The 20,373-nt window shown below is 73.7% G+C and carries 17 protein-coding genes; 9 read left to right on the forward strand and 8 right to left on the reverse strand.

The window, feature by feature from the left end; translation table 11 throughout:
* The first annotated feature begins 2 nt into the window (after window positions 1–2).
* Complete coding sequence (locus tag OHA86_RS30045) at window positions 3–3,140, forward strand: error-prone DNA polymerase (protein WP_329180264.1); 3,138 nt, start codon at window positions 3–5, stop codon at window positions 3,138–3,140.
* Between the two features lie 44 nt (window positions 3,141–3,184).
* Here OHA86_RS30045 and OHA86_RS30050 read toward each other — a convergent pair whose 3' ends face one another.
* On the reverse strand, window positions 3,185–3,559 hold the full coding sequence (locus OHA86_RS30050) for a cupin domain-containing protein (protein WP_329180266.1): 375 nt from the start codon (window positions 3,557–3,559) through the stop codon (window positions 3,185–3,187).
* 135 nt (window positions 3,560–3,694) lie between these two features.
* Here OHA86_RS30050 and OHA86_RS30055 point away from each other — a divergent pair, with 135 nt between their 5' ends.
* From OHA86_RS30055 to OHA86_RS30065, 3 genes are all read left to right on the forward strand, one after another.
* Entirely contained in the window at window positions 3,695–4,141 is a 447-nt protein-coding gene (locus tag OHA86_RS30055; RefSeq protein ID WP_329180268.1) for a MarR family winged helix-turn-helix transcriptional regulator, read from the forward strand.
* Window positions 4,142–4,207: 66 nt separating this feature from the next.
* Window positions 4,208–5,338, forward strand: a complete 1,131-nt coding sequence (locus OHA86_RS30060) for a methyltransferase domain-containing protein (protein WP_329180271.1) — start codon at window positions 4,208–4,210, stop codon at window positions 5,336–5,338.
* Window positions 5,335–5,706 carry a GntR family transcriptional regulator gene (locus OHA86_RS30065; RefSeq protein ID WP_329180273.1) on the forward strand — a complete coding sequence of 124 codons (372 nt, stop codon included), beginning with the start codon at window positions 5,335–5,337 and terminating at the stop codon, window positions 5,704–5,706. The genes OHA86_RS30060 and OHA86_RS30065 overlap by 4 nt, the downstream gene beginning before the upstream one ends.
* Before the next feature lie 182 nt (window positions 5,707–5,888).
* Here the strand turns inward: OHA86_RS30065 and OHA86_RS30070 are convergent, their stop codons facing one another.
* The gene (locus tag OHA86_RS30070) at window positions 5,889–7,304 is read right to left on the reverse strand and encodes a CoA transferase (protein ID WP_329180275.1); all 1,416 of its coding nucleotides are present in this window, start codon (window positions 7,302–7,304) and stop codon (window positions 5,889–5,891) included.
* A 57-nt stretch (window positions 7,305–7,361) separates the two neighbouring features.
* Entirely contained in the window at window positions 7,362–8,528 is a 1,167-nt protein-coding gene (locus OHA86_RS30075; RefSeq protein WP_443071917.1) for a DUF5925 domain-containing protein, read from the reverse strand.
* A 272-nt stretch (window positions 8,529–8,800) separates the two neighbouring features.
* On the opposite strand from OHA86_RS30075, the gene OHA86_RS30080 reads away from it, so the two are divergent.
* A complete protein-coding gene (locus OHA86_RS30080; RefSeq protein WP_329180279.1) occupies window positions 8,801–9,064 on the forward strand; it encodes a hypothetical protein in 264 nt (87 codons plus the stop codon).
* A gap of 137 nt (window positions 9,065–9,201) precedes the next feature.
* On the opposite strand, the gene OHA86_RS30085 is transcribed toward OHA86_RS30080, so the two are convergent.
* The 5 genes from OHA86_RS30085 to OHA86_RS30105 all read right to left on the reverse strand — a co-directional run bounded on the left by OHA86_RS30085 (window position 9,202) and on the right by OHA86_RS30105 (window position 14,759).
* Window positions 9,202–10,452 carry a type ISP restriction/modification enzyme gene (locus OHA86_RS30085; RefSeq protein ID WP_329180281.1) on the reverse strand — a complete coding sequence of 417 codons (1,251 nt, stop codon included), beginning with the start codon at window positions 10,450–10,452 and terminating at the stop codon, window positions 9,202–9,204.
* 14 nt (window positions 10,453–10,466) lie between these two features.
* Complete coding sequence (locus OHA86_RS30090) at window positions 10,467–11,213, reverse strand: GntR family transcriptional regulator (protein ID WP_329180283.1); 747 nt, start codon at window positions 11,211–11,213, stop codon at window positions 10,467–10,469.
* Window positions 11,210–12,517: a homogentisate 1,2-dioxygenase gene (gene hmgA / locus OHA86_RS30095; RefSeq protein ID WP_329180284.1), complete on the reverse strand. Its 1,308-nt coding sequence runs from the start codon at window positions 12,515–12,517 to the stop codon at window positions 11,210–11,212. Before hmgA ends, OHA86_RS30090 begins: the two co-directional genes overlap by 4 nt.
* Before the next feature lie 69 nt (window positions 12,518–12,586).
* Window positions 12,587–13,330 carry an SGNH/GDSL hydrolase family protein gene (locus OHA86_RS30100; RefSeq protein WP_329180285.1) on the reverse strand — a complete coding sequence of 248 codons (744 nt, stop codon included), beginning with the start codon at window positions 13,328–13,330 and terminating at the stop codon, window positions 12,587–12,589.
* A gap of 1 nt (window position 13,331) precedes the next feature.
* Window positions 13,332–14,759 carry a DHA2 family efflux MFS transporter permease subunit gene (locus OHA86_RS30105; protein WP_329180287.1) on the reverse strand — a complete coding sequence of 476 codons (1,428 nt, stop codon included), beginning with the start codon at window positions 14,757–14,759 and terminating at the stop codon, window positions 13,332–13,334.
* Window positions 14,760–14,938: 179 nt separating this feature from the next.
* Between OHA86_RS30105 and OHA86_RS30110 the strand changes: the two genes are divergently transcribed.
* From OHA86_RS30110 to OHA86_RS30125, 4 genes are all read left to right on the forward strand, one after another.
* Entirely contained in the window at window positions 14,939–15,580 is a 642-nt protein-coding gene (locus OHA86_RS30110; RefSeq protein ID WP_329180288.1) for a TetR/AcrR family transcriptional regulator, read from the forward strand.
* A 6-nt stretch (window positions 15,581–15,586) separates the two neighbouring features.
* Window positions 15,587–16,204 (forward strand): TetR/AcrR family transcriptional regulator, encoded by a 618-nt coding sequence (locus tag OHA86_RS30115; protein WP_329180289.1) that lies wholly within the window; start codon window positions 15,587–15,589, stop codon window positions 16,202–16,204.
* A gap of 222 nt (window positions 16,205–16,426) precedes the next feature.
* Window positions 16,427–18,664: a molybdopterin-dependent oxidoreductase gene (locus OHA86_RS30120; protein ID WP_329180290.1), complete on the forward strand. Its 2,238-nt coding sequence runs from the start codon at window positions 16,427–16,429 to the stop codon at window positions 18,662–18,664.
* Between the two features lie 250 nt (window positions 18,665–18,914).
* Window positions 18,915–20,297, forward strand: a complete 1,383-nt coding sequence (locus OHA86_RS30125) for an aldehyde dehydrogenase family protein (protein ID WP_329182612.1) — start codon at window positions 18,915–18,917, stop codon at window positions 20,295–20,297.
* The last annotated feature ends 76 nt before the right edge of the window (window positions 20,298–20,373 follow it).

Genomic DNA, 20,373 nt, shown 5'->3' on the forward strand with positions numbered 1-20,373 from the left:
TGGTGCAGCTACGGCCCCCCGCACCCGGCGAGGCCCCGGAGCAGGAGCGGCGGCAGGAGCCGTGGGCGGAACTGCACTGCCACACCTCGCTGAGTTTCCTCCAGGGCGCCGCCGACCCCGCGGCCCTGGTCGCCGAGGCGGGCCGGCTCGGCGTCGGGACGCTGGCCGCGACCGACAGGGACGGCCTCTATGCCGCCCGCCGTCACAGCGCCGCTGCCAAGGAAGCCGGCATCGCTACCGTCTTCGGCGCCGAACTCACCCTCCCGCAGCCGCTCGGCCCGGTGCTGGTGCTGGCCCGCGACCTGGCGGGTTTCAGCCGCCTCGGCACGGTGATCAGCGCCGCCCAGCTCGCCGGGTCCAAAGGCCGCCCCCGCTATGACCTGGACCAGGTCACCGCGGCGCACGAAGGCCACTGGGCGGTGCTGACCGGCTGCCCCGCTCCCGGCCAGGACCCGGCCACCGCCGCCCGGCGGCTGGAACTGCTCGCCGACCGCTTCGGCGCCGGCCATGTCTATGCGGAGCTGACCGACCACCGGCTGCCCGCCGACGGCCCGCGCAACGACGCCCTGGCCGCCGCCGCCCGGCGGCTCGGCACCGGGGTGGTGGCCACCGGCGCGGTGCACTACGCCCGTCCCGCCCAGGCCAGGCTGGCCCAGGCGCTGGCCGCACTGCGGCGGAGCGAGGACCTGGAGCGCGCCGCCGCCCACCTGCCCGCCGCCCCGGCCGCCCATCTGCGCTCGGGGGCGGAGATGCGCCGGCTGTTCGCCCGCTGGCCCGGCGCCGTGGAGACCGCCGTGGCGCTCGGCCGCGACCTGGCCGTCGACCTGGCCGAACTGCGCCCGGAACTGCCCAACGCCACCGTCCCCGCCGGACACACCGACGACTCCTGGCTGCGGCACCTGGCCGTGCAGTCCGCAGCCGTCCGCTACGGTCCCCAACACTCCGGGGACCCCCAGGTCCGCCGCGCCTGGCGGCAGCTCGACCACGAACTCGGCGTCATCGCCGGCCTCGGCATGGCCGGCTACTTCCTGATCGTCCAGGACATCACCGCCTTCGCCGCGCGCGCCGACATCTGGTGCCAGGGCCGCGGCTCGGCCGCGAACAGCGTGGTCTGCTACGTCCTGGGCATCACCAATGTCGACCCGGTACGCCACAACCTGCTCTTCGAACGCTTCCTCAGCCCCGACCGCGACGGACCGCCCGACATCGATCTCGACTTCGAGCACCGCAGGCGCGAAGAGGTCATTCAGTACTGCTACACCACCTACGGCCGCACCCACTGCGCCCAGGTCGCCAACCTGATCACCTACCGCCCCCGGCTCGCGGTCCGGGACGCGGCCCGCGCGCTGGGCCACTCCGCCGCCGAGATCGACGCCCTCACCCGCCACATCGACCCCCGCGAGCCGTCGAAGGGCGAGGCCGGACTGCCCGCCGATGTGCGCGAGCTGGCCGCCGGCCTCGACCGGCTGCCCCGCCATCTCGGTGTGCACTCCGGCGGCATGGTGATCACCCGCCGGCCCATCGGGGAGATCATGCCGGTGGAATGGGCCACCGCCGAGGGCCGAACCGTCGTCCAGGGCGACAAGGAGGACGTGGCCGCGGCCGGCCTCACCAAGATCGACCTGCTCGCCCTGGGCTTCCTGTCCGCCGCCCACGACGCCTGCACGATGATCGCCGACTTCCACGGTGTCCACCTGGACCTGGCCACCATCCCGCAGGACGACCCCGCGGTCTACGACATGGTCTGCGCCGGTGACACCATCGGCACCTACCAGCTGGAGTCGCGGGCCATGATCGGCACCCTGCCCCGGCTGCGGCCCCGCTGCCTGGCCGACATCGTCGTCGCCGTCTCCCTGATCAGGCCGGGCCCCATCCAGGGCAACGCCGTGCACCCCTATCTGCGGCGCCGGGCCGGCCGGGAGCCGGTCAGCTATCCGCACCCGCTGGCCGAACCCGCGCTGAAACGCTCGCTCGGAGTCGCCCTGTGGCAGGAGCAGATGATGCACCTGGCCGTCGACTGCGCCGGCCTCTCCGCCGCCGAGGCCGACCGGCTGCGCTCGGCGATGAGCGCCAAGCACTCGGTGGAGGAGGTCGCCAAGATGCGCACCCAACTGCTCGACGGCATGGCGGCCCGCGGCATCCCCGCTGCCGCCGCCGAGCAGATCGCCGACATGATCCAGGCCTTCTCCGACTACGGCTTCCCCGAGAGCCACGCCCAGAGCATGGCCCACATCAGCTGTGTCTCCGCCTGGCTCAAGCACCACCACCCCAGCGCGCTGCTCGCCGGGCTGCTGGCCAACCAGCCCATGGGCTTCTACCGGCCGTTGAGCCTGATCCACGATGCCAAGCGCCATGGCGTGACCGTCCACGGCGTCGACGTCCGGCACTCCGGGGCGCAGGCCGTCCTGGAACCCGACCCGGTCTCCGCCGGCGGCGCCGCGGTCCGGCTCGGTCTCGCCATGGTGCGCACCCTGGGCACCGACGCCGCCCAACTGATCGTCGACGCCCGTGCCGTGGCGCCCTTCTCGGACCTTGAGGACTTCGTCCGGCGCACCCGCCTGCCGGTCAGATCCCTTGAGGCCCTTGCCATCGGCGGGGCGTTCGGCTGCTTCGGGGTGAGCCGCCGCAGCGCCCTGTGGACGGTCGGCACGCCGGGCCGCACCGACCCGGGCATGCTGCCCGGTACCGTCCCCGACCCCGCCCCGCCCCGGCTGCCGGCGATGACCCCGGCCGAGGAGACCCGCGCCGACCTGTGGGCCACCGGCGCCACCCCGGGTGCCCATCCGGTCCACTACGAGCGCGACCGCCTCTCCCGGAACGGCGTCCGCAGTGCAGCTGCCGTCCGCGAACTGGCCGACCAGGACCAGGCCGTGATCGGCGGCCTGATCACCCATGTGCAGCGCCCGCCCACCGCCCACGGGGTGTCCTTCGTCAACCTGGAGGACGAGACCGGGATGACCAATGTCATCGTGCCGCTCTGGCTGTGGGAACGCAGCGCGAGAACGGTGACCGACCATGCCGGGCTGCTGGTGCACGGCACCGTCGAGCGCCGCGACGGCGCCCTCAATGTGCTCGCTCATCGGATCACCCCCCTGCGTATCGGAGCCCTGCCCAAGGGCCGTTTCACCCGGTTCGGATAGCGACGCCAGGACACCGACGGGGCAGCCCCGGACCCCGTCGGACGTCAGCTGGCCCAGGGCGGGGATATGAGCGAACCGTCGGGCAGCGTGGCTGTCAGGCCGACGCTCGTGGTGACCCACATTCCGGCCGGCTCCTCCGTCGGATTGGCGACACCGAGGGTGGCGCCGGCCGGTGCGATCGCCACGTCCCCCGCGCCGAGCAGCCGCGTGCTGCCGTCGATCGTGAGTTCCAGCGAGCCGGACAGGACAAGGAAGACCTCCTCGCGGCTGATCGTGTGCGGCGGCCCGCTGCTCCCGGCCGGCACCTCCCCGCGCCAGGCGCACAACTCCCTGCTGCCGAGCGCCGATGCCGCGTAGGAGACGAAGCGCACCCCGTGCATGTCGTGGACAACGGCCTCGTTCGCGGTGATGAAAGGCATGACAACCCCCAAAGAAACAGAGCGGTTCGGACAGGACGGCCGTCCACCCGATGGGCAAGGAACTTACTCAAGCAACTTGCTCAAGCTGCTTTCCTATATATTCAAGCAGCTTGCCCACTGTGTCAAGCTGCTCCGGTGAAGAATTCCGATGCGATGAGCCTGACCGCCGCACTCCTCAGCGCGACGGGGTCCCTCGTCCAGGACATACACACCGGTGTGGTGGCCCACGGCTACGACGATCTGCGCCCCACGCACGGCTTCGTCTTCTCCCGGATCGCCCCGGCCGGCGCGACCGTCACCGAGATCGCCGCGCACCTCGGAGTCACCCGGCAGGCGGCCAGCCAGCTCGTCGACGAGCTGGAGACCAAGGGGTACGTCGAGCGCCGTCCGCACCCCGACGACGCGCGGGCCCGCCTCGTCCTGCTCACCGATCGCGGGCGGCGCTGCACGCGCGCGGCGGAGGCGTCCGCCGCGGAGGCGGTCAGGCCATGGGTGGAGATGGTGGGCGAGCGCCGGCTGCTCGCGCTGCGCGACGAGCTGGTGAAACTGGCCCCGGGCAGCCCGGTCCGCCCCAGCTGGTAGCCGCCCCGACCTGCGATGACAGGCCGGCTCACCACCGTTGTCAGTGCCGGCTGGCACGCTGATCCCATGACCACCGACACCACCGGACGGCAGTTCTGGGACGCCGCGGCCGACCGATTCGACGACGAGCCCGACCACGGCCTGCGCGACCCGCGGGTCAGCGACGCCTGGGCGATACAGCTGCGGTCCTGGCTGCCCGCCGCGCCGTCCGACGTCCTCGACCTCGGCTGCGGCACCGGCAGCCTCGCGCTGCTCGCGGCGCGGGACGGCCACCGGGTCACCGCCGTCGACCTGTCGGAACAGATGATCGCGCGGGCGCGCGCGAAGCTGGCGGGCACCGGCGCGCAGGCGGTCGTCGGCGACGCGGCCCGGCCGCCGGTCGGCCCCCGCCGCTTCGACGTCGTGCTGGTCCGGCACGTGCTGTGGATGCTGCCCGACCCGGCCGCCGTGCTCCGGCACTGGGCAGGGCTGCTGCGGCCCGGCGGGCGGCTCGTGCTGATCGAGGGCCGCTGGGGCGCCGTCAGCCCGGTCGGCATCACCGCCGACACCCTCGCCGGCCTGGCCGCGGGCCTCGGCGGGTCCACCGTGATCGACCAGCTCGGATCCGACCCGGCGCTGTGGGGCCGCGAGGTCGACGACGAGCGGTACGCGGCCGTGGTCAGGCCCGCCCCACCGCGGCGGCACACCGAGATCGTCGATGTCCATCTGATCCTGCTGCGCGGCCGGGACGTCCTGCTCGCCCGCCGGGCCGGCACCGGATACGCGGACGGGCTGCTGCACGCGCCGTCGGGACACCTGGAGGACGGCGAGGACGTCAGAGCCGGGATGATCCGGGAGGCGGGCGAGGAGATCGGCATCGACCTGGCACCGCACGAGGTCGAAGCGGCGGTGGTGCTCCAGCACCGGAGCCCCGGCGGCGCGCCCAGGATCGGCTGGTTCTTCACCGCCCGGCTCGCCCCCGGCGCCGAGCCGGTCAACCGCGAGCCGGACAAATGCTCGCACCTGGGCTGGTATCCGCTGGACGACCTGCCCGACGACATGGTCGCCTACTGCCGCGCGGGCCTGGAGTCCTACCGGGCCGGAGTGCCGTTCCTGACGCACCTGCACGAGAGCGGCGACCCCATCGCGTACGACCCGGCCGGACCGCACCGAGCCGTCCCCCTGGCGGCGCCCGTTGTGCCAGGATCCCCGATATGACGCTGGAGATCACCATCGACGCGGGGTCGGCCGTCGCGCCCTACGAACAGTTGCGCGGTCAGATCGCGGAGGAGGCCCGTGCCGGGCGGCTCCCGGTCGGCTACAAGCTGCCCACCGTCCGCGGCCTCGCCGAACAGTCGGGGCTCGCGGCCAACACCGTTGCCAAGGCCTACCGGGCACTTGAGGGGGACGGCGTGATCGAGACGCGCGGCCGGCACGGCACCTACGTGGCCGCCGCCGACGCCCGCGCCCGCGAGGTGGCCGCGGCCGCCACGGCATACGTCGAGCGCAGCCGCCGCCTCGGCCTGGACCGCGAGGCGGCCCGCGCCGCAGTGGAGGAGGCGCTGCGCGCCGCGTACGGAAACTGAGGCACGCCTCTGACCGGGCCGGCAAGGAAGCGCGAAAATCCTCGGCCCGTTGGACGCCGATGATGCGGCCGTCCTCACCGCGGGTACCGGCGAACTGGATCGACGGTGACGAGCCGGCCGCCCGGGACAGGGCGTCCGCGGCGGTGGCCGTCGGTGGTGGTCGTCCGCCCGGTCGGGCGCCTTCACCAGCGGGGCGGGTCCGTGGCCGGGCGGCTCGGGGTACGGGACCAGGTGGCCGGCGCGCCGTCGTAGTCCACCGGCGGAAGGACGTAACGGAGCCTGCCCATAGGTGAGTCGGCCGCGGCGAGCCGGCGGCCGACGTCCGGGATGCGGCCGGGAGGCGGGGTAGTGCCGGGCGGGAGACCGTCGAGCAGCAGGCAGGCCGTGCTGGCCAGGGCGGCCCGCAGCTGCCGCCCGCCGCCGGAGAGATGACGCTCGGTCAGCGCCCGCAGGACGGCCGCGGCGAGCAGATAGCCGGTGGCGTGGTCGAGGTACTGCCCGGGCAGCGCGCCCGGCCGGCCGTCGGCGTCCGCCTGGAGCAGGGCGATCCCGCTCGCGGCCTGCACCAGGCTGTCGAAACCCCGGCGGTCCGCCCACGGCCCGTCGAAGCCCCAGGCGGACAACTGCGCCACGATCAGACCGGGGTGACGGTCGAGCAGTGCCCGCGCGGACAGCCCGTACCGGTCGAGGGAGCCGGGCCGGTAGCCGGTCACGACCACATCGGCGCCGGACAGCAACTCCTCGAAGGTCCGCCGGCCGGCCCGGTCCGCCAGGTCCAGCGCGGCGGAGCGCTTGCCGAAACCGGTGTCGGCCTGCGCGTCCCACAGCTCCGGCAGCCGGGGGGAGTCGATCCGCAGCACCTGCGCGCCGAGCAGGCCGAGCGTACGGGTCGCGACCGGCCCGGCGATCACCCGTGTCAGGTCGAGCACCCGCACCCCCTCGGCCGGCAGCCCGGCCGGCGGCAGCGCGCGTACCGGACCGTCCGCCACCGTCCGGTGTTCGATCAGCGGCCGGGCGGCGGCCGACCTGCCGGGGGCGCTCGCCGCCCACTCGGCCGCGGTGCGGACCGCGACGGCCAGCCCGCCGGCCGCCCGTACCGCCTCCTGCGTGTCCTCGCCCGGGCGCGCCGCCAGCTCCGCCGCCACCTCGGACACCAGCGCGTCGCTGTCGCTGTCGCCGTGGCCGGTGACGCCGAGCGCGGCCAGCAGCCGGGCGCGGTGGTGCGGGTAGTTGGCGTGGGTGCGCAGCCAGCCGTCCGCGGCCGGCCAGAACCGCGACAGCGGGGCGAAGGTCGTGCCGGGCCGGCCGTCGACCAGCAGATGGCGTTCGCTGGTGAAGGCCGCGGCGACCGCGTCGTCGTCCACCCGTACGGCGGGCACGGTCCGCAGGCGGCCACGCGTGGCGAGCAGCTCCGCCGCGGCGAGCGAGCACACCGCGGTGGCCGTACGGGCCAGCGCCGTCACCGGCACGGCGGCCGGCAGCCCGCCCGGCGGACCGTAGCGCACCCGGTCGGGCAGCGCGGGCGGCCCGCCGAGCACCGCCCACACCCGGCGTGTCGCCCGGTCGCATTCCGCCGCGTGCGTTCCCTCGGCCGTCATGCCGGAATCACAGCAGGCCCGCCGCCCGGCCGGTGGGACCGGGCGCATTCCGCCGCGTCACAGATACAGCCCGTCCGCGGCCTGCGCCGGGACCGGCAGTGCGGAGGTCGTACCGCGGCGCAGGGCGTACAGCTCGGCCAGCGTCGCTCCGTCGCGGCCGATGCCCTCCGAGGTGCCCAGCCAGTTCACCGCCTCGTCGCGGTTGAGCGGGCCGACCTCGATCCTGGCCAGGCAGCGGCCCGGGCGGACCACCGCGGGGTGCAGGCGTTCCAGGTCCTCGTTGGTGGTGATGCCGACCAGCACGTTGCGGCCCTGGCCGAGCAGGCCGTCGGTGAGATTCAGCAGCCGGGACAGGGCCTGGCCGGTCTGGTGCTTGGCCTGGCCGCGGATCAGCTCGTCGCAGTCCTCCAGCAGCAGCAGCCGCCAGCGCCCGCCGGCCGTGCCGTCGTCCTCGCCGATCGCTATGTCCATCAGATAACCGACGTCGTTGAACAGCCGCTCGGGGTCCAGGACGCAGTCGACCTGGCACCAGTCGCGCCACGAACGTGCCAGCGTACGCAGCGCCGACGTCTTGCCGGTGCCGGGCGGGCCGTGGAGCAGCAGCAGCCGCCCGGTGACGTCGTCCACGCTGAGCTTCATCAGGCCGTCCATCGCCTCGGCGACCTGCGCGGTGTAATTGCCGCGCAGTTCCTCCCAGGTGGCGGCGGAGATCTGCCGGGTGGTGCGGTGCGGCCCGCGGCGCGGCGAGACGTACCAGAAGCCCATGGTGACGCTTTCCGGCTCCGGCTCCGGCTCGTCCTCCGCGTCGTCCACGGCCGACTTGAGCACCTGCTCGGCGAGCTCGTCGGTGACGGCCGCCACCGTGACGTCGGCGCCGCGATTCCAGCGCGAGATCAGGATCGTCCAGCCGTCGCCCTCGGCGAGGGTGGCGCTGCGGTCCTTGTCGCGGGCCTGCCGCAGGACGGCGGCCTCCGGCGGCAGCAGAGTGAGCCCGGACTTGACGGTGTCCAGCGAGGCGCCCCTGGCGAACGGGTGCTCGCCCGAGGTGAATCGGCCGAGGAAGAGCGCGTCGACCACATCGGACGGCGAGTCGCTGTCGTCCAGCCGCAGATGGATGGGAAGGGCGCGGTGCGGGGCGGCCGGCTCGGCGGCGCGGCCCGTTCCTGTTCCTGGTCCGGTGGTGGGCGGCACTTGCCTCCTCGGTTCACGGGGTGTCGCGGACATGTGCCCATGATCCGGCACCCGCGCCCATTTGGCCCAGTCTTTTTCCACCCGGCTGCGGCGCACCCTTCCGGCCGGCACGTGCTGTCACCGGCGACCGCAGAACAGGAGTACGGTTCCTGCCACTGTTCGACTGCGAAGGCCCTTACGTGTCAACACCCTTGAAACGAAGGTGAATCGGGCATCCGTACCGAACAGGGGATGCGCACGTGACGCGGCGGGACGATAGGGTTAACCTGCCCAGGCAGGGTGCCCTCGTCAGGGTGGGGAGAGTCATGGAACAGATAGCGATGCACGGCAGGCCAAGAGTGCCTGCCATCAGTGCGGGAACGGGTGCGTCCAGTGCGCGTCTCGACCGGCACCTGGCGATACTCGCCGGGCCGGCCCTGCCGCAGCGCGACGCCGAGGAGGCAACCGTGCTGATGCGGGAGCTGACCTCGCGCAACACCGCTCACACCACGGCGAATCGTGGTGCCAGGGTCTCGCTCTTCGCCCCGCTCCGACGGCTGCGCAGGTCGCTCTTCGGCAATCGCCACTGAGCTTCCCGGTCTCCGCCGTTCGCGCCGCTCTCCCGTGGTAATTCGGTGCGCCTCCGTCCCCGCCGCTTCCTGCCGTCGTGCCCGCCTCTCCCCGCCGGCCGACCCCCGCGGTTGTGGACTCCCGCGCCCCCTTGACCTCACACCAGTGCGAACTGCCCGTCAGGTCCCTCTTCACGGTGGCCGAGTACGGACGCCGGCCTGCGCCTGGCCGCAGGCACCGGCAGGACGCCGGCGTCACGCATCTGCGTCGCCGTGAGCGTACGGCCGGGCCGCGCCGACAACGCGCGGGCCAGCGTGTCCCGTTCGGCGTCCAGCTCGGCGAGCAGGGTCAGGACGCTGACCACTTCCAGCAGGTCGGAGGTGCAGGACCGGGTCCAGACAGGCGGGCGCAGCGCTTCGAGCGAACCCGGTGTGCCCTGCGCCGTACGCCGCTCCCACCACGCGTCGAGCACCCGCACCCCGCCGGCCGTACGGTCCCAGGCGGCGGGGGACACCGGGGAGATCCGGCCCGCCCCGATCTGCAGCTCCCGCCCGTCCGGGTCGTACTCCAGCTCCTCCTGACGCGGCGCCGCGGGCAGCGGCGCCCGGACGTACGGGCGGCTGCCGCCGGGCAGCCGCGGCCCGGCCGGATCGCGCCCGGCGGCCGGGTCCGACAGCCGGGCGCCGCGGGTGTGCAGCCACAGCAGCCGGCCGCCCAGCGCCAGACCGGCCCGCCAGTCGCCGGGGTCGGTGGGGAAGGGCACTTCGCAGCCGCCGGACGCGGGCCTTGCCGCGGCGGCGATCCAGGCCAGTACGTCCTCCGCCGTGACGTCGGCCGCCAGTTGCTCCGACAGCAGGCCGACCAGACCCGGGGCGAGGTTGGGGTCAAGCCCGCCCGGCTGCCGGAACAGCGGGCGAATCCGGCCCGGGCGGCCCGCGGGGGAGCGGCCGTCGGGCAGCAGGGCGGAGAAGGCCACGGCCGGCTCGCGTACTTCCGGCAGATACGCCCGCTCGACCGCGAAGATCTGCCGGTCGTCCAGGACCCGCCACAACTCCGGCCGGGCCGCGTCGATCAGCCGGTGATCGGGTATCAGCCACTGCCGGTCGTGGGCGCCGTGCTGGATCATGACCGGCTCGGGGCAGCGTCCGTCCTCCCCGGCCAGCGCAGTCGTCGGGGTGCGGTGGCCGGGCAGTTGGGCGACCCGGCTGTGCAGGCCGCGCGCCCGGGTGGGGTACAGCAGCGCGGCACGCTCCGCCTCGCCCCGCGCCGCCGTGAACAGCGCCCAGCGGTCCCGCAACGTGGCCGGGTCCGGCGCCATGGGCCAGCCGCGGCCGATCCGCAGCGGGCGCACGGACCACGGCATCACGTCGTGCAGCAGGGGCGCGTCGTCGTCGCTCACTGCACGCATGCTACCGACGGGACTCAGCGTGCCTCCATCGTCACGGTGAAGGAGAAGCGGTCGCCCCGGTAGTGGATCCGCACCACGTCCACCGCCTGCCCCGCCTCGTCGTAGGTGACCCCGGTGTAGTGCAGGATCGGGCTCAGCAGCGGCACCTGGAGCAGCCGGGCGGTCTCCGGGTCGGCCAGCCGTGCCTCCACGGTGTCGGTGATCCTGCTGATCCGCACCTCCAGCACATCCCGCAGCACCTTGGTCATCGGCCAGCGCTCCAGGTCGGCCAGGCCGATCCTGGCGGCTAGTTCCGGCCGGACGAAATTCTCCGCCCAGTTGGTGGGTTCGCCCGTCTCGTCGCAGCGCAGCCGCCGGTAGGCGACCGCCTCGTCCAGGTCGGGGAAGTGCTCGACCACCTCCGGCGGCAGCGGCGCGGGGCCGTGCTGGAACACCGCGGTGCGCCCGCCGGACTGCTGGGCCACGATCGCGTCGACCGAGCCGAGCAGCTTGACCGGTGCGCCGCGCAGCGCCGCCGGCTCTATGAAGGTGCCGCGCCTGCGGTGCCGGGAGATCAGACCCTCTTCCTCCAGTTCCTTGAGCGCCTGACGCATGGTGAGCACGCTCACGCCGTAGTGCCCGGCGAGGTCGTCCTCGGTCGGCAGCCGCAGCGGGTCGTCCGGGCGGCGACCGAGTATCGAGGCGCGCAGCGACTGGGAGACCTGATACCACAGCGGCAGCTTGCGGTTCAGCACCAGGGAGTCGGGGGCGAAGGAGGTCACGGCCGGAAGTTTCTCGCGAGCCCCTCCCACACCGTGTCGTAGCCCTGCTGACGGTGGCCCCCGGCCAGCGCGAATTCGGTGGGCACGACCGGCCAGCGGGTCTCGAACATGAACGCCAGCCCGTCGTCGACCCGTTGCGGTATCAGCTCCGCGGTGCTGGCCCGGTCGAAGGTGGCCCGGTCGGGGCCGTGGGCCGACATCATGTTGTGCAGCGAGGCGCCGCCCGGTACGAAGCCCTCGGCCTTGGCGTCGTAGGCGCCTTCGACCAGGCCCATGAACTCCGACATCACATTGCGGTGGAAGTACGGCGGCCGGAAGGTGTCCTCGCCGACCAGCCAGCGGGGTGCGAACACCACGAAGTCCGCGCCGGCGAGCCCCGGGGTGTCGGACGGCGAGGTCAGCACGGTGAAGATCGACGGGTCGGGGTGGTCGTAGCTGATCGAGCCCAGCACATTGAAGCGGCGCAGGTCGTACAGATACGGCACATGGCTGCCGTGCCAGGCGACCACGTCGAGCGGCGAATGGTCGTAGCGGGCCGACCACAGGTTGCCGCCGAATTTGTTGACGACGTCGGTCTCCTCGTCCCCGTCCTCGTAGGCGGCGACCGGGGCCAGGAAATCCCGGGCGTTCGCCAGCCCGTTTGCACCGATCGGACCCAGCTCCGGCAGCTGGAAGGGCCTGCCGTAGTTCTCGCAGACATAGCCGCGGGCGGTGCCGTCCGGCAGGTCGACCCGGAAGCGGACACCGCGCGGGATCAGCGCGACATGGCCCGGCTCGGCACGCAGCAGCCCCAGCTCGGTGCGCAGCAGCAGCGCGCCCCGCTGCGGCACGATCAGGAACTCCCCGTCGGAGGAGGAGAACACCCGCTTGTGCATCGAGCGGTTGGCGGCGTACCAGTGGATGCCGATGCCCTCACGGCGCAGCACATCGCCATTGCCGCCGGCGGTGACGAGGCCCTGCACGAAGTCGGTCGGCTCATCGGGCAGTGGCAGGGGCCCCCAGCGCAGCCGGTTGGGATCGGGCTCCACGTCCTGGAAGGGGCCGCTGCGCAGCGATCCGTTCGGCATCCGGTGGAAAGGGGGGTGTGCGGCGGACGGGCGGATCCGGTAGAGCCAGCTGCGCCGGTTGTGCGCGCGCGGTTCTGTGAAGGCGGTGCCGCTCAGCTGCTCGGCGTACAGCCCGAAGGGCGCGCGCTGCGGCGCGTTGCGTCCGACCGGGAGCGCGCCGGGCACGGCCTCGCTGCTGTGCTCGTTTCCGAACCCGGATGAATAGTCGAGATCCCTGCCGTCCTGGCTGGTGTCCATGGTGCGCTCCCCGCGTTGTCGTCCTGATTCCTATGCTGAACCATAGGAATCAGGACGGCAACCCCCACCTCAAGCCTGTGGACAACTCTCGGACACGACCGCGATCTCCCTGCTCAGCGCCCGTATCGTCGTCGCGGCGATCACCGCGTGCCCGCGGGCCGTGGCGTGCACGAGGTCGGCGCTGTAGAGGTCGCGGTCACCGACCGCGGGGTGGTCGTACATCTCGACCAGCACCGCCCCGTGGCGCTCCGCGGCCTTCCGGACGATGCCGTTGAGCAGCGCGACGCCCTCCTCCAGCGGCCCGCCGCGCAGTTCGGGCACCGCGGCGGCCGCATTCGCCAGCGCGAAGGCGACAAGGGTGGTGCCGGGGGCGGCGAGCCGGCCGAAGAGCAGATCCATCTCGCGGGCGACGACACCGGGGGAGAAGCCGGGCAGCAGCAGGTCGTTGCCCCCGCAGACCACCGCGACCAGGTCGGGGGCGAAGGCGGCGGCGCGCTCCGCCTGCCCCGCGCGCACCTGGGCGGTGGTCAGGCCGCGCAGGCCGAGATTCGTGCAGACCGCGCCGGGAGCGACGGCCCGCAGCGCCTCCGCGGTCCTGTCCGCCCAGGACGCGGTGCGGTAGCCGCGCTGCGGATCGCCCAGCCCCTCGGCCAGGCTGTCGCCCACCACCGCGAAGCGCCGCCACGGTGCGCCGCGCATGAGTTCCCCGCCCTCGCCGTAGCCCAGACAGTGCGGGTCGGCGGCCTCCGCGGGATAGGCGGCCGCCCAGTCGGCGGCAGCGGCGTGCGGGCTTGCGCCCGGTTCCCGGACCATCTCAGGACTCCTTCGCCGCGGTACGGGACATGGCGAGGCCCACCAGGGCGGCGACGGCGGCCAGCGCGCCGCAGATCAGGAACACGTCGCGATACGCCTGCGGTCCGCCGACCCCGTGCACTGCTATCACCGACGCGGTGGCCGCGACTCCCAGGGAGCCGCCCAACTGCCGGGCCGTGGTCGTCATGCCGACCCCGGAGGCGAACTGCTGCGGCGACAGCGACCTGGCGGCCGCGGTGGACAGCGCTGTCAGGGCGGCGCCGAAGGCCGCGCCGCCGATCAGGCCCATCGGCAGCCACAGCGTCAGAAAACGGGTGTCCGTACCCAGGCCGAGATAGGCCCACACGCTCACCGCGGCGAAGGCGGCCATGGACGCCCCGACCGCGGCGGGCAGTTGGTGCGGTTTGGCCCGCTTGCCCACCGCGACCGCGGCGACGGCCGAGGTCAGCGCGCCGGGGGTGACGGCGAAACCGGCTTTGAGCACCGAGTAGTGCCAGACGGCGGTCAGGAACAGCGGGCTGCTGAGCAGCCACCCGAAGAGCGACGCCCCGGTGAAGGCGGCGGCGGCCGAGGCGACCGCGAAGGTGCGGTTGCGGAAGAGGGCGGTCTCGACGGCGGGCGCCCCATGGCGTGCGGAGCGCATCAGTGCTACGGCGATCAGGGCTGCACCGACCGTCACGCATGCCACCGTGGCCGCCTCGGTCCAGCCCCAGTCGCTGCCCTTGGTGAGCCCCAGCACCAGCAGGGCGATGCCCGCCGTGACCGCGACCGTGCCCAAGGGGTCGGGCAGTCGCCGCCGGGCCCCGGTGCGCTCGGGCAGGCCGCGTATCCCGGCGAGCACCAGGGCGGCGCCGACCGGCACATTGATCAGGAAGACGGCCCGCCAGCCGAAGGCGTCGACCAGCACGCCGCCGAGCGCGGGCCCGGCGGCGGTGGCCATCGAGCCTGCCGCTCCCCAGGCGCCTATTGCCGCGGGGAGGCGCTGCGGCGGGGTCGTGGCGAGCAGCAGGCCGAGCGCGGCCGGGATCATCCCCGCCGCGGTCGCGCCCTGCAGCGCGCGGGCGGTGATCAGCCACGGCAGATTCGGCGCGCACGCGCACAGTGCGGAGGTGACGGTGAAGCCGGCGAGCGAGGTCAGGAAGAGCTTCTTGCGGCCGAAGGCGTCGGCGATCCGGCCGGCGGGGGTCAGCAGCGCGGCGAAGAGCACCGCGTAGCTGCTGACCACCCACGACAGGTCGGAGACGCGGTCGGCGGGGAAGCTCTCGGCCAGATCGGGAAAGGCGACGTTGACGACGGTGGTGTCGAGGAAGGCGATGAAGGTCGCCCCCGCGCTGAGCAGCAGGACGACACCTGGGCGGGCGGCGGTTCCGCGCGGGGACGGCGGCTCCGCCGCGGGTGGCGCGGCGGAGGTGGAAGCGGGTGAGGACATGGCAGTCCTTGCCTTGGCGAAGATACATACTGGCGGTATAAAACATACATACCGAAGGTATGTGAGTGTCAAGTGTCGGCTTTGGCTAGGGTGGGGAGCGGCGGGGAGCGCATGGGTGAGAACAGGGGCAGCGCGGCGCCGGTCTGGGCGCCGCCGGCCGGCCGGACAGGAGGGTGGCCGTGGCGACAGCGCATACGGCGACGGACAGCGGCGGGCGGCAAGCGCGCGTACGCCCGACGCAGCGGGAGCGCTCCGACGCGACCGTCGAGGACCTGCTCGCCGCCGCGCGGGCGCTCTTCGCGACGGTCGGATACGCCGCCACCTCGCTCGACGCCGTCTGCGAGCGGGCCGGCGTCACCAAGGGCGCGCTCTACCACCACTTCGCCGGCAAGAAGCAGCTCTTCAGTGCCGTCTACACCCGGGAGCAGGAACGCCTCGCCGCCCGGATCTCGACGGCGTACCGTGCGGTCGCCGACGATCCGTGGGAAGCGGTCTTCGAGGGCAGCCGGGCCTACCTGGAGGCCTCGCTCGACCCCGAAGTGCAGCGGATCACGCTCTTCGACGCGCCCGGTGCGCTCGGCTGGGAGGCGATGCGGGACCTCGGCGTCAACTGCCGCGAGCTGACCGAGAAGGGCATCGCCCGGGCAATCAGGAAAGGCGCCATCCCCGAGCGCCCCGCCGCCCCGCTGACCTCGATGCTCTACGGCGGCCTCAGCGAGAGCGCCATGGCGATCGTCCGGGCCGCCGACCCGCAGGCGGCGCTCCTGGAGGCGCTCACCGACCTGCGCAAGCTCTTCGACGCGCTCGCCGCCGGGAGCTGACGGCGAATGACGGGCGCCGGGAGCGTGCCGGGCACCGACGGCGGACTGCTGCGCCGTGCGCCCGTGCAGCGGCGCAGCACCGAACGGCTCGAGCGGATCCTCGACGCCTGCGCACAGCTGCTGGACGAGGCCGGCTACGAACGCCTCAGCACCAGGGCGGTCGCCGCCCGGGCCGGAGTGCCGATCGGCTCGGTCTACCGCTTCTTCGCCGACAAGCGCGCGATGGCCGACGCGCTCGCGCACCGCAATCTGGACGACTTCCTCGACAGGACCGCGGCGCGGCTGGCGGAGCCGGACACCGGCGGCGGCTGGCGTACCGCCGTCGAGGTGCTGGTCGACGAATACACCGCGATGAAGCGCACCGCCCCCGGCTTCGCCCTGCTGGACTTCGGAGTGCCGGGCGAGACCAACCACGACCTCGCCGAGCGGCTGCCCGCGCTGCTCGGCGACCGGCTCACCACCGACCCGGCGGACCCCCGGCTGCGGCTGGCGCTGGTGGTCGCCGTCGAAGCCGCCGACGCCGCGCTCCAACTGGCCTTCCGCGCCGACCCGGAGGGCGACCCGCGGGTCGTCGCCGAGACCAAGCAACTGGTGCTGGCCTATCTGGCGACGGTGCTCGGCTGACCGGCGGCGGGCGCCGCGTCCCAGGCGTCGCCCGGTGACGTCCCGCCGGTCCCGCCGGAGCCGCCCGGCGCGCCGGTCCCGCCGCGGAAGAACGCCGCCGGTACGTCGGCCCGCATCGCCGGGATCGTTGTCCGTACCGGCGGGTAGTGTCGTTGTCAGTACCGATCGGTAGTGTCGAAGACGAACGCGCGCCAGTGCCGTCGCCGTCCAGGGGAGTCACCGATGACCCGTACCGCTCTGCGCATCTGCCCACTGTGCGAGGCCACCTGCGGCCTTGTCCTGACCATCGATCAGGGGCGCGTCACGCACGCCCGCGGCGACCACGACGACGTCTTCAGCGCCGGCTTCGTCTGCCCGAAAGGCGCCTCCCTCGGCGCTCTCGACGCCGACCCCGACCGGCTCACCCGGCCGCTGGTGCGCAAGGACGGCCGACTCGCCGAGGCCACCTGGGCCGAGGCGTTCGAGGCCGTCGCGGCGGGCATCGGCGCGGTCAGCGGTACGTACGGCGGCGGGGCGGTCGGCGTCGTCCTCGGCAATCCCAACGTCCATACGGTGGCCGGCGGGCTCTACCCGGCGCAGCTGGCCGGGGCGCTGGGCACCCGCAGCGTCTTCACCGCCAGCACCGTGGACCAGATGCCCAAGCACGTCAGCTGCGGCTATCTCTTCGGCGACCCCAACGCGATCCCGGTACCCGACCTGGACCGCACCGACCACCTGGTGCTGATCGGCGCCAACCCGCTGGTCTCCAACGGCAGTCTGGCCACGGCGGCCGACTTCCCCGGCAAGCTCAGGGCACTGCGGCGGCGCGGCGGACGGCTGATCGTGATCGACCCCAACCGCACCAGGACGGCCAAGGCCGCCGACCGCCATCTGGCGCCCCGGCCCGGCACGGACGCGGCGCTGCTCTTCGCCATGGTGCAGGTGCTGTTCGCCGAAGGGCTCACCGACCCGGGCGACCTGGCCCCGCACCTCAGCGGCCTGGACGAGGTCCGCGCCCTTGCGGCGGACTTCACCCCCGAGTCCGTCGCCGCGTATTGCGACGTCCCCGCCGAGGACATCCGCACCCTCGCCCGGGAGCTGGCCGCCGCCGAGCGGGCGGCGGTGTACGGGCGGCTCGGCACTTCGGCCGTCGAATTCGGCACCCTGGCGAGCTGGCTGGTGGATGTGCTCAACGCGCTGACCGGGAATCTGGACCGGCCGGGCGGCGCGATGTTCCCGCTCGCGGCCACTGCCAGGGCGCCCCGGCCGCCCCGCCCCGGGAAGGGCTTCACCACCGGGCGCTGGCACAGCCGGGTGTCCGGCCACCCCGAGGTCAAGGGCGAACTGCCCATCGCGGCCATCGCCGAGGAGATCGACACACCGGGGGAGGGCCGGCTGCGCGCGCTGGTCGTGGTGGCCGCGAATCCGGTGCTCTCCGCGCCTGACGGCCTGCGCCTGGACCGCGCCCTGGACGGGCTCGACTTCATGGTCAGCGTCGATCCGTATCTCAACGAGACGTCACGGCACGCCCATGTCGTCCTGCCGCCGCCCCCGCCGGCGCAGAGCGCGCACTACGACTTCGCGTTCAACACCCTCGCGGTGCGCAACAACGTCCGCTACAGCCCGCCCGCCGTGCCGCTCGCCGACGGCGCCCTGGACGAGCCGCAGATCCTGGCACGGCTGATCCTCGCCGTCCTCGGCCAGGGCGGGCCCGACGCCGACCCCGCGCTGGTGGACGGCCAGGACATCACGCGCAGGCTCACCTCGGCGACCGCCGACTCGCACTCCCCGGTGCACGGCAGGGACACCGCGGAAGTGGCCGCGCTGCTCGGCGGGCGCACCGGCTATGAGCGGCGGCTCGACCTGATGCTGCGGCTCGGCCCCTACGGCGACGGCTTCGGCGCGGAGCCGGAAGGCCTCACCCTGGCCAGGCTCCTCGACCACCCGCACGGCATCGACCTGGGGCCGCTCGGCTCCCGGCTGCCGCAGGTGCTGCGTACCGCCTCCGGCACCGTCGAGCTGGCCGCGGCGCCCGTCGCCGCCGATGTGCCGCGGCTGCGGGCGGCGGTGGCCCGCGGCGCCGACGGGCGGTCGCTGGTCCTGATCGGGCGCCGCCACCTGCGGTCCAACAACAGCTGGCTGCACAATGTGCCGGCTCTGACCGGCGGCAGCAACCGGTGCACCGCCCAGCTGCATCCGGAGGACGCCGCCCGGCTCGGGCTGGAGGACGGCGCGCTCGCCCGGATCAAGGGCGACGGCGGCGAGATCACCGCACCGGTGGAGATCACCGACACGCTGCGCCGCGGTGTGGTGTGCCTGCCGCACGGCTGGGGCCACGACCGCGGGGGCACCCGGCTGACCGCCGCCTCCCGCGAGCCCGGGGCCAATGTCAACCAGCTGCTGGACGGCAGCCGTCTCGACCCGCTCTCCGGTACCGCGGTGCTCAACGGCTTCCCGATACAGGTGGAGGCGGCCGGCTGACGCCGCCGCCCGCACAAGGATCCGCCGGAGGTCGTCGGCTGACCGCCGCCCGCACAAGGGCCCGCGGGTGACCGATGGCACGGAACAGGCCCTGGCACCGTAAAACTATCGGCGCTAGTTTGGGGGTCGGACGCAGCGGCGACTCGGAAGGCGGCAGGTGGACGGCATGGCTGACGGCGGCGGCACGGACAGGGCGGACGGGACGGGCTCGGCGGGCGGTGCGGCACGGGTCCACCGCGGGCAGGACGCGGTGTTCATCGGCGGCGCATGGCGCGCCGCGGCCGGCGGCGGCACGATCGACGTGGTCGATCCGGCCACCGAGCAGGTCATCGGCCGCGTGGCGGCCGGCACCGCCCCGGACGTGGACGCCGCCGTGCGGGCGGCCCGCGAGGCGCTGCCCGGCTGGGCGGCGACCCCGCCCGCCGAGCGGGCCGCGGTCCTCGGGGCGGCCCGCGACCTGCTCGCCGCCCGCAGGGAGGAGATCGCCGCCACCGTGTCGGCGGAATTGGGCGCACCGATGGCCTTCGCCGCCGCCGTGCACGCCGACCTGCCCACCGCCGTGATGGCCTCCTACGCGGACATGGCCGCCGCTCACCCCTTCGAGGAACAGGTCGGCAATTCACGGGTGTTCCAGGAGCCGGTCGGTGTGGTGGGCGCGATCACGCCGTGGAATTACCCGCTGCACCAGATCGTCGCCAAGGTCGCTCCCGCGCTCGCCGCCGGCTGCACGGTGGTGCTCAAGCCCGCCGAGGACACTCCGCTGGTGGCCCAGCTCTTCGCCGGCATCCTGGCCGGGGCGGGGCTGCCCGCGGGAGTCTTCAACCTGGTCACCGGGCTCGGCCCGGTCGCGGGCCAGGCGCTGGTCGAACACCCGGGCGTGGACCTGGTGTCGTTCACCGGCTCCACCGCGGTCGGCCGGCAGATCGGAGCGACGGCCGGCGCCGCGGTCAAGCGCGTCGCCCTCGAACTGGGCGGCAAGTCGGCCAATGTGATCCTGCCGGGCGCCGACCTGGCCCGCGCGGTCAACGTCGGCCTCGCCAACGTCTTCGCCAATTCCGGCCAGACATGCAGTGCCTGGACCCGGATGCTGGTCGACTCCGCCCGCTACGACGAAGCCGTCGCCATTGCCGCGGCCTCCACCGCGAAATACGTGCCGGGCGACCGGCTCGGCCCGGTCGTCAACGCCAAGCAGCGCGACCGGGTGCGCGGCTACATCAAGCGCGGACTGGACGAGGGCGCCAGGATCGTGGCCGGCGGCCCCGACGCCCCCGAAGGCCTGGACACCGGCTACTACGTCCGGCCCACCGTCTTCGCCGACGTCGAGCCCGGTATGGCGATCGCCCAGGAGGAGATCTTCGGCCCGGTCGTCGTCCTGATCCGCTACGAGGACGAGGAGGACGCGCTGCGCATCGCCAACGGCACGGTCTACGGCCTCGCGGGCGCGGTCTGGGGCGCGGACGAGGAGACCGCCGTCGCCTTCGCCCGCCGGATGGACACCGGCCAGGTGGACATCAACGGCGGCCGGTTCAACCCGGTGGCGCCCTTCGGCGGTTACAAGCAGTCCGGGGTCGGCCGCGAACTGGGCGCGCACGGCCTCGCCGAATACCTCCAGACGAAGTCGCTGCAGTTCTGACACCACCTGGCCGCGCCTGCCGCCGTCCGCTACCGCCGGACGGGTGACAAGCCGACAAAGCGTCACGCCGACACAT

The organism is Streptomyces sp. NBC_01477 (genome assembly GCF_036227245.1).
Classification (GTDB): domain Bacteria; phylum Actinomycetota; class Actinomycetes; order Streptomycetales; family Streptomycetaceae; genus Actinacidiphila.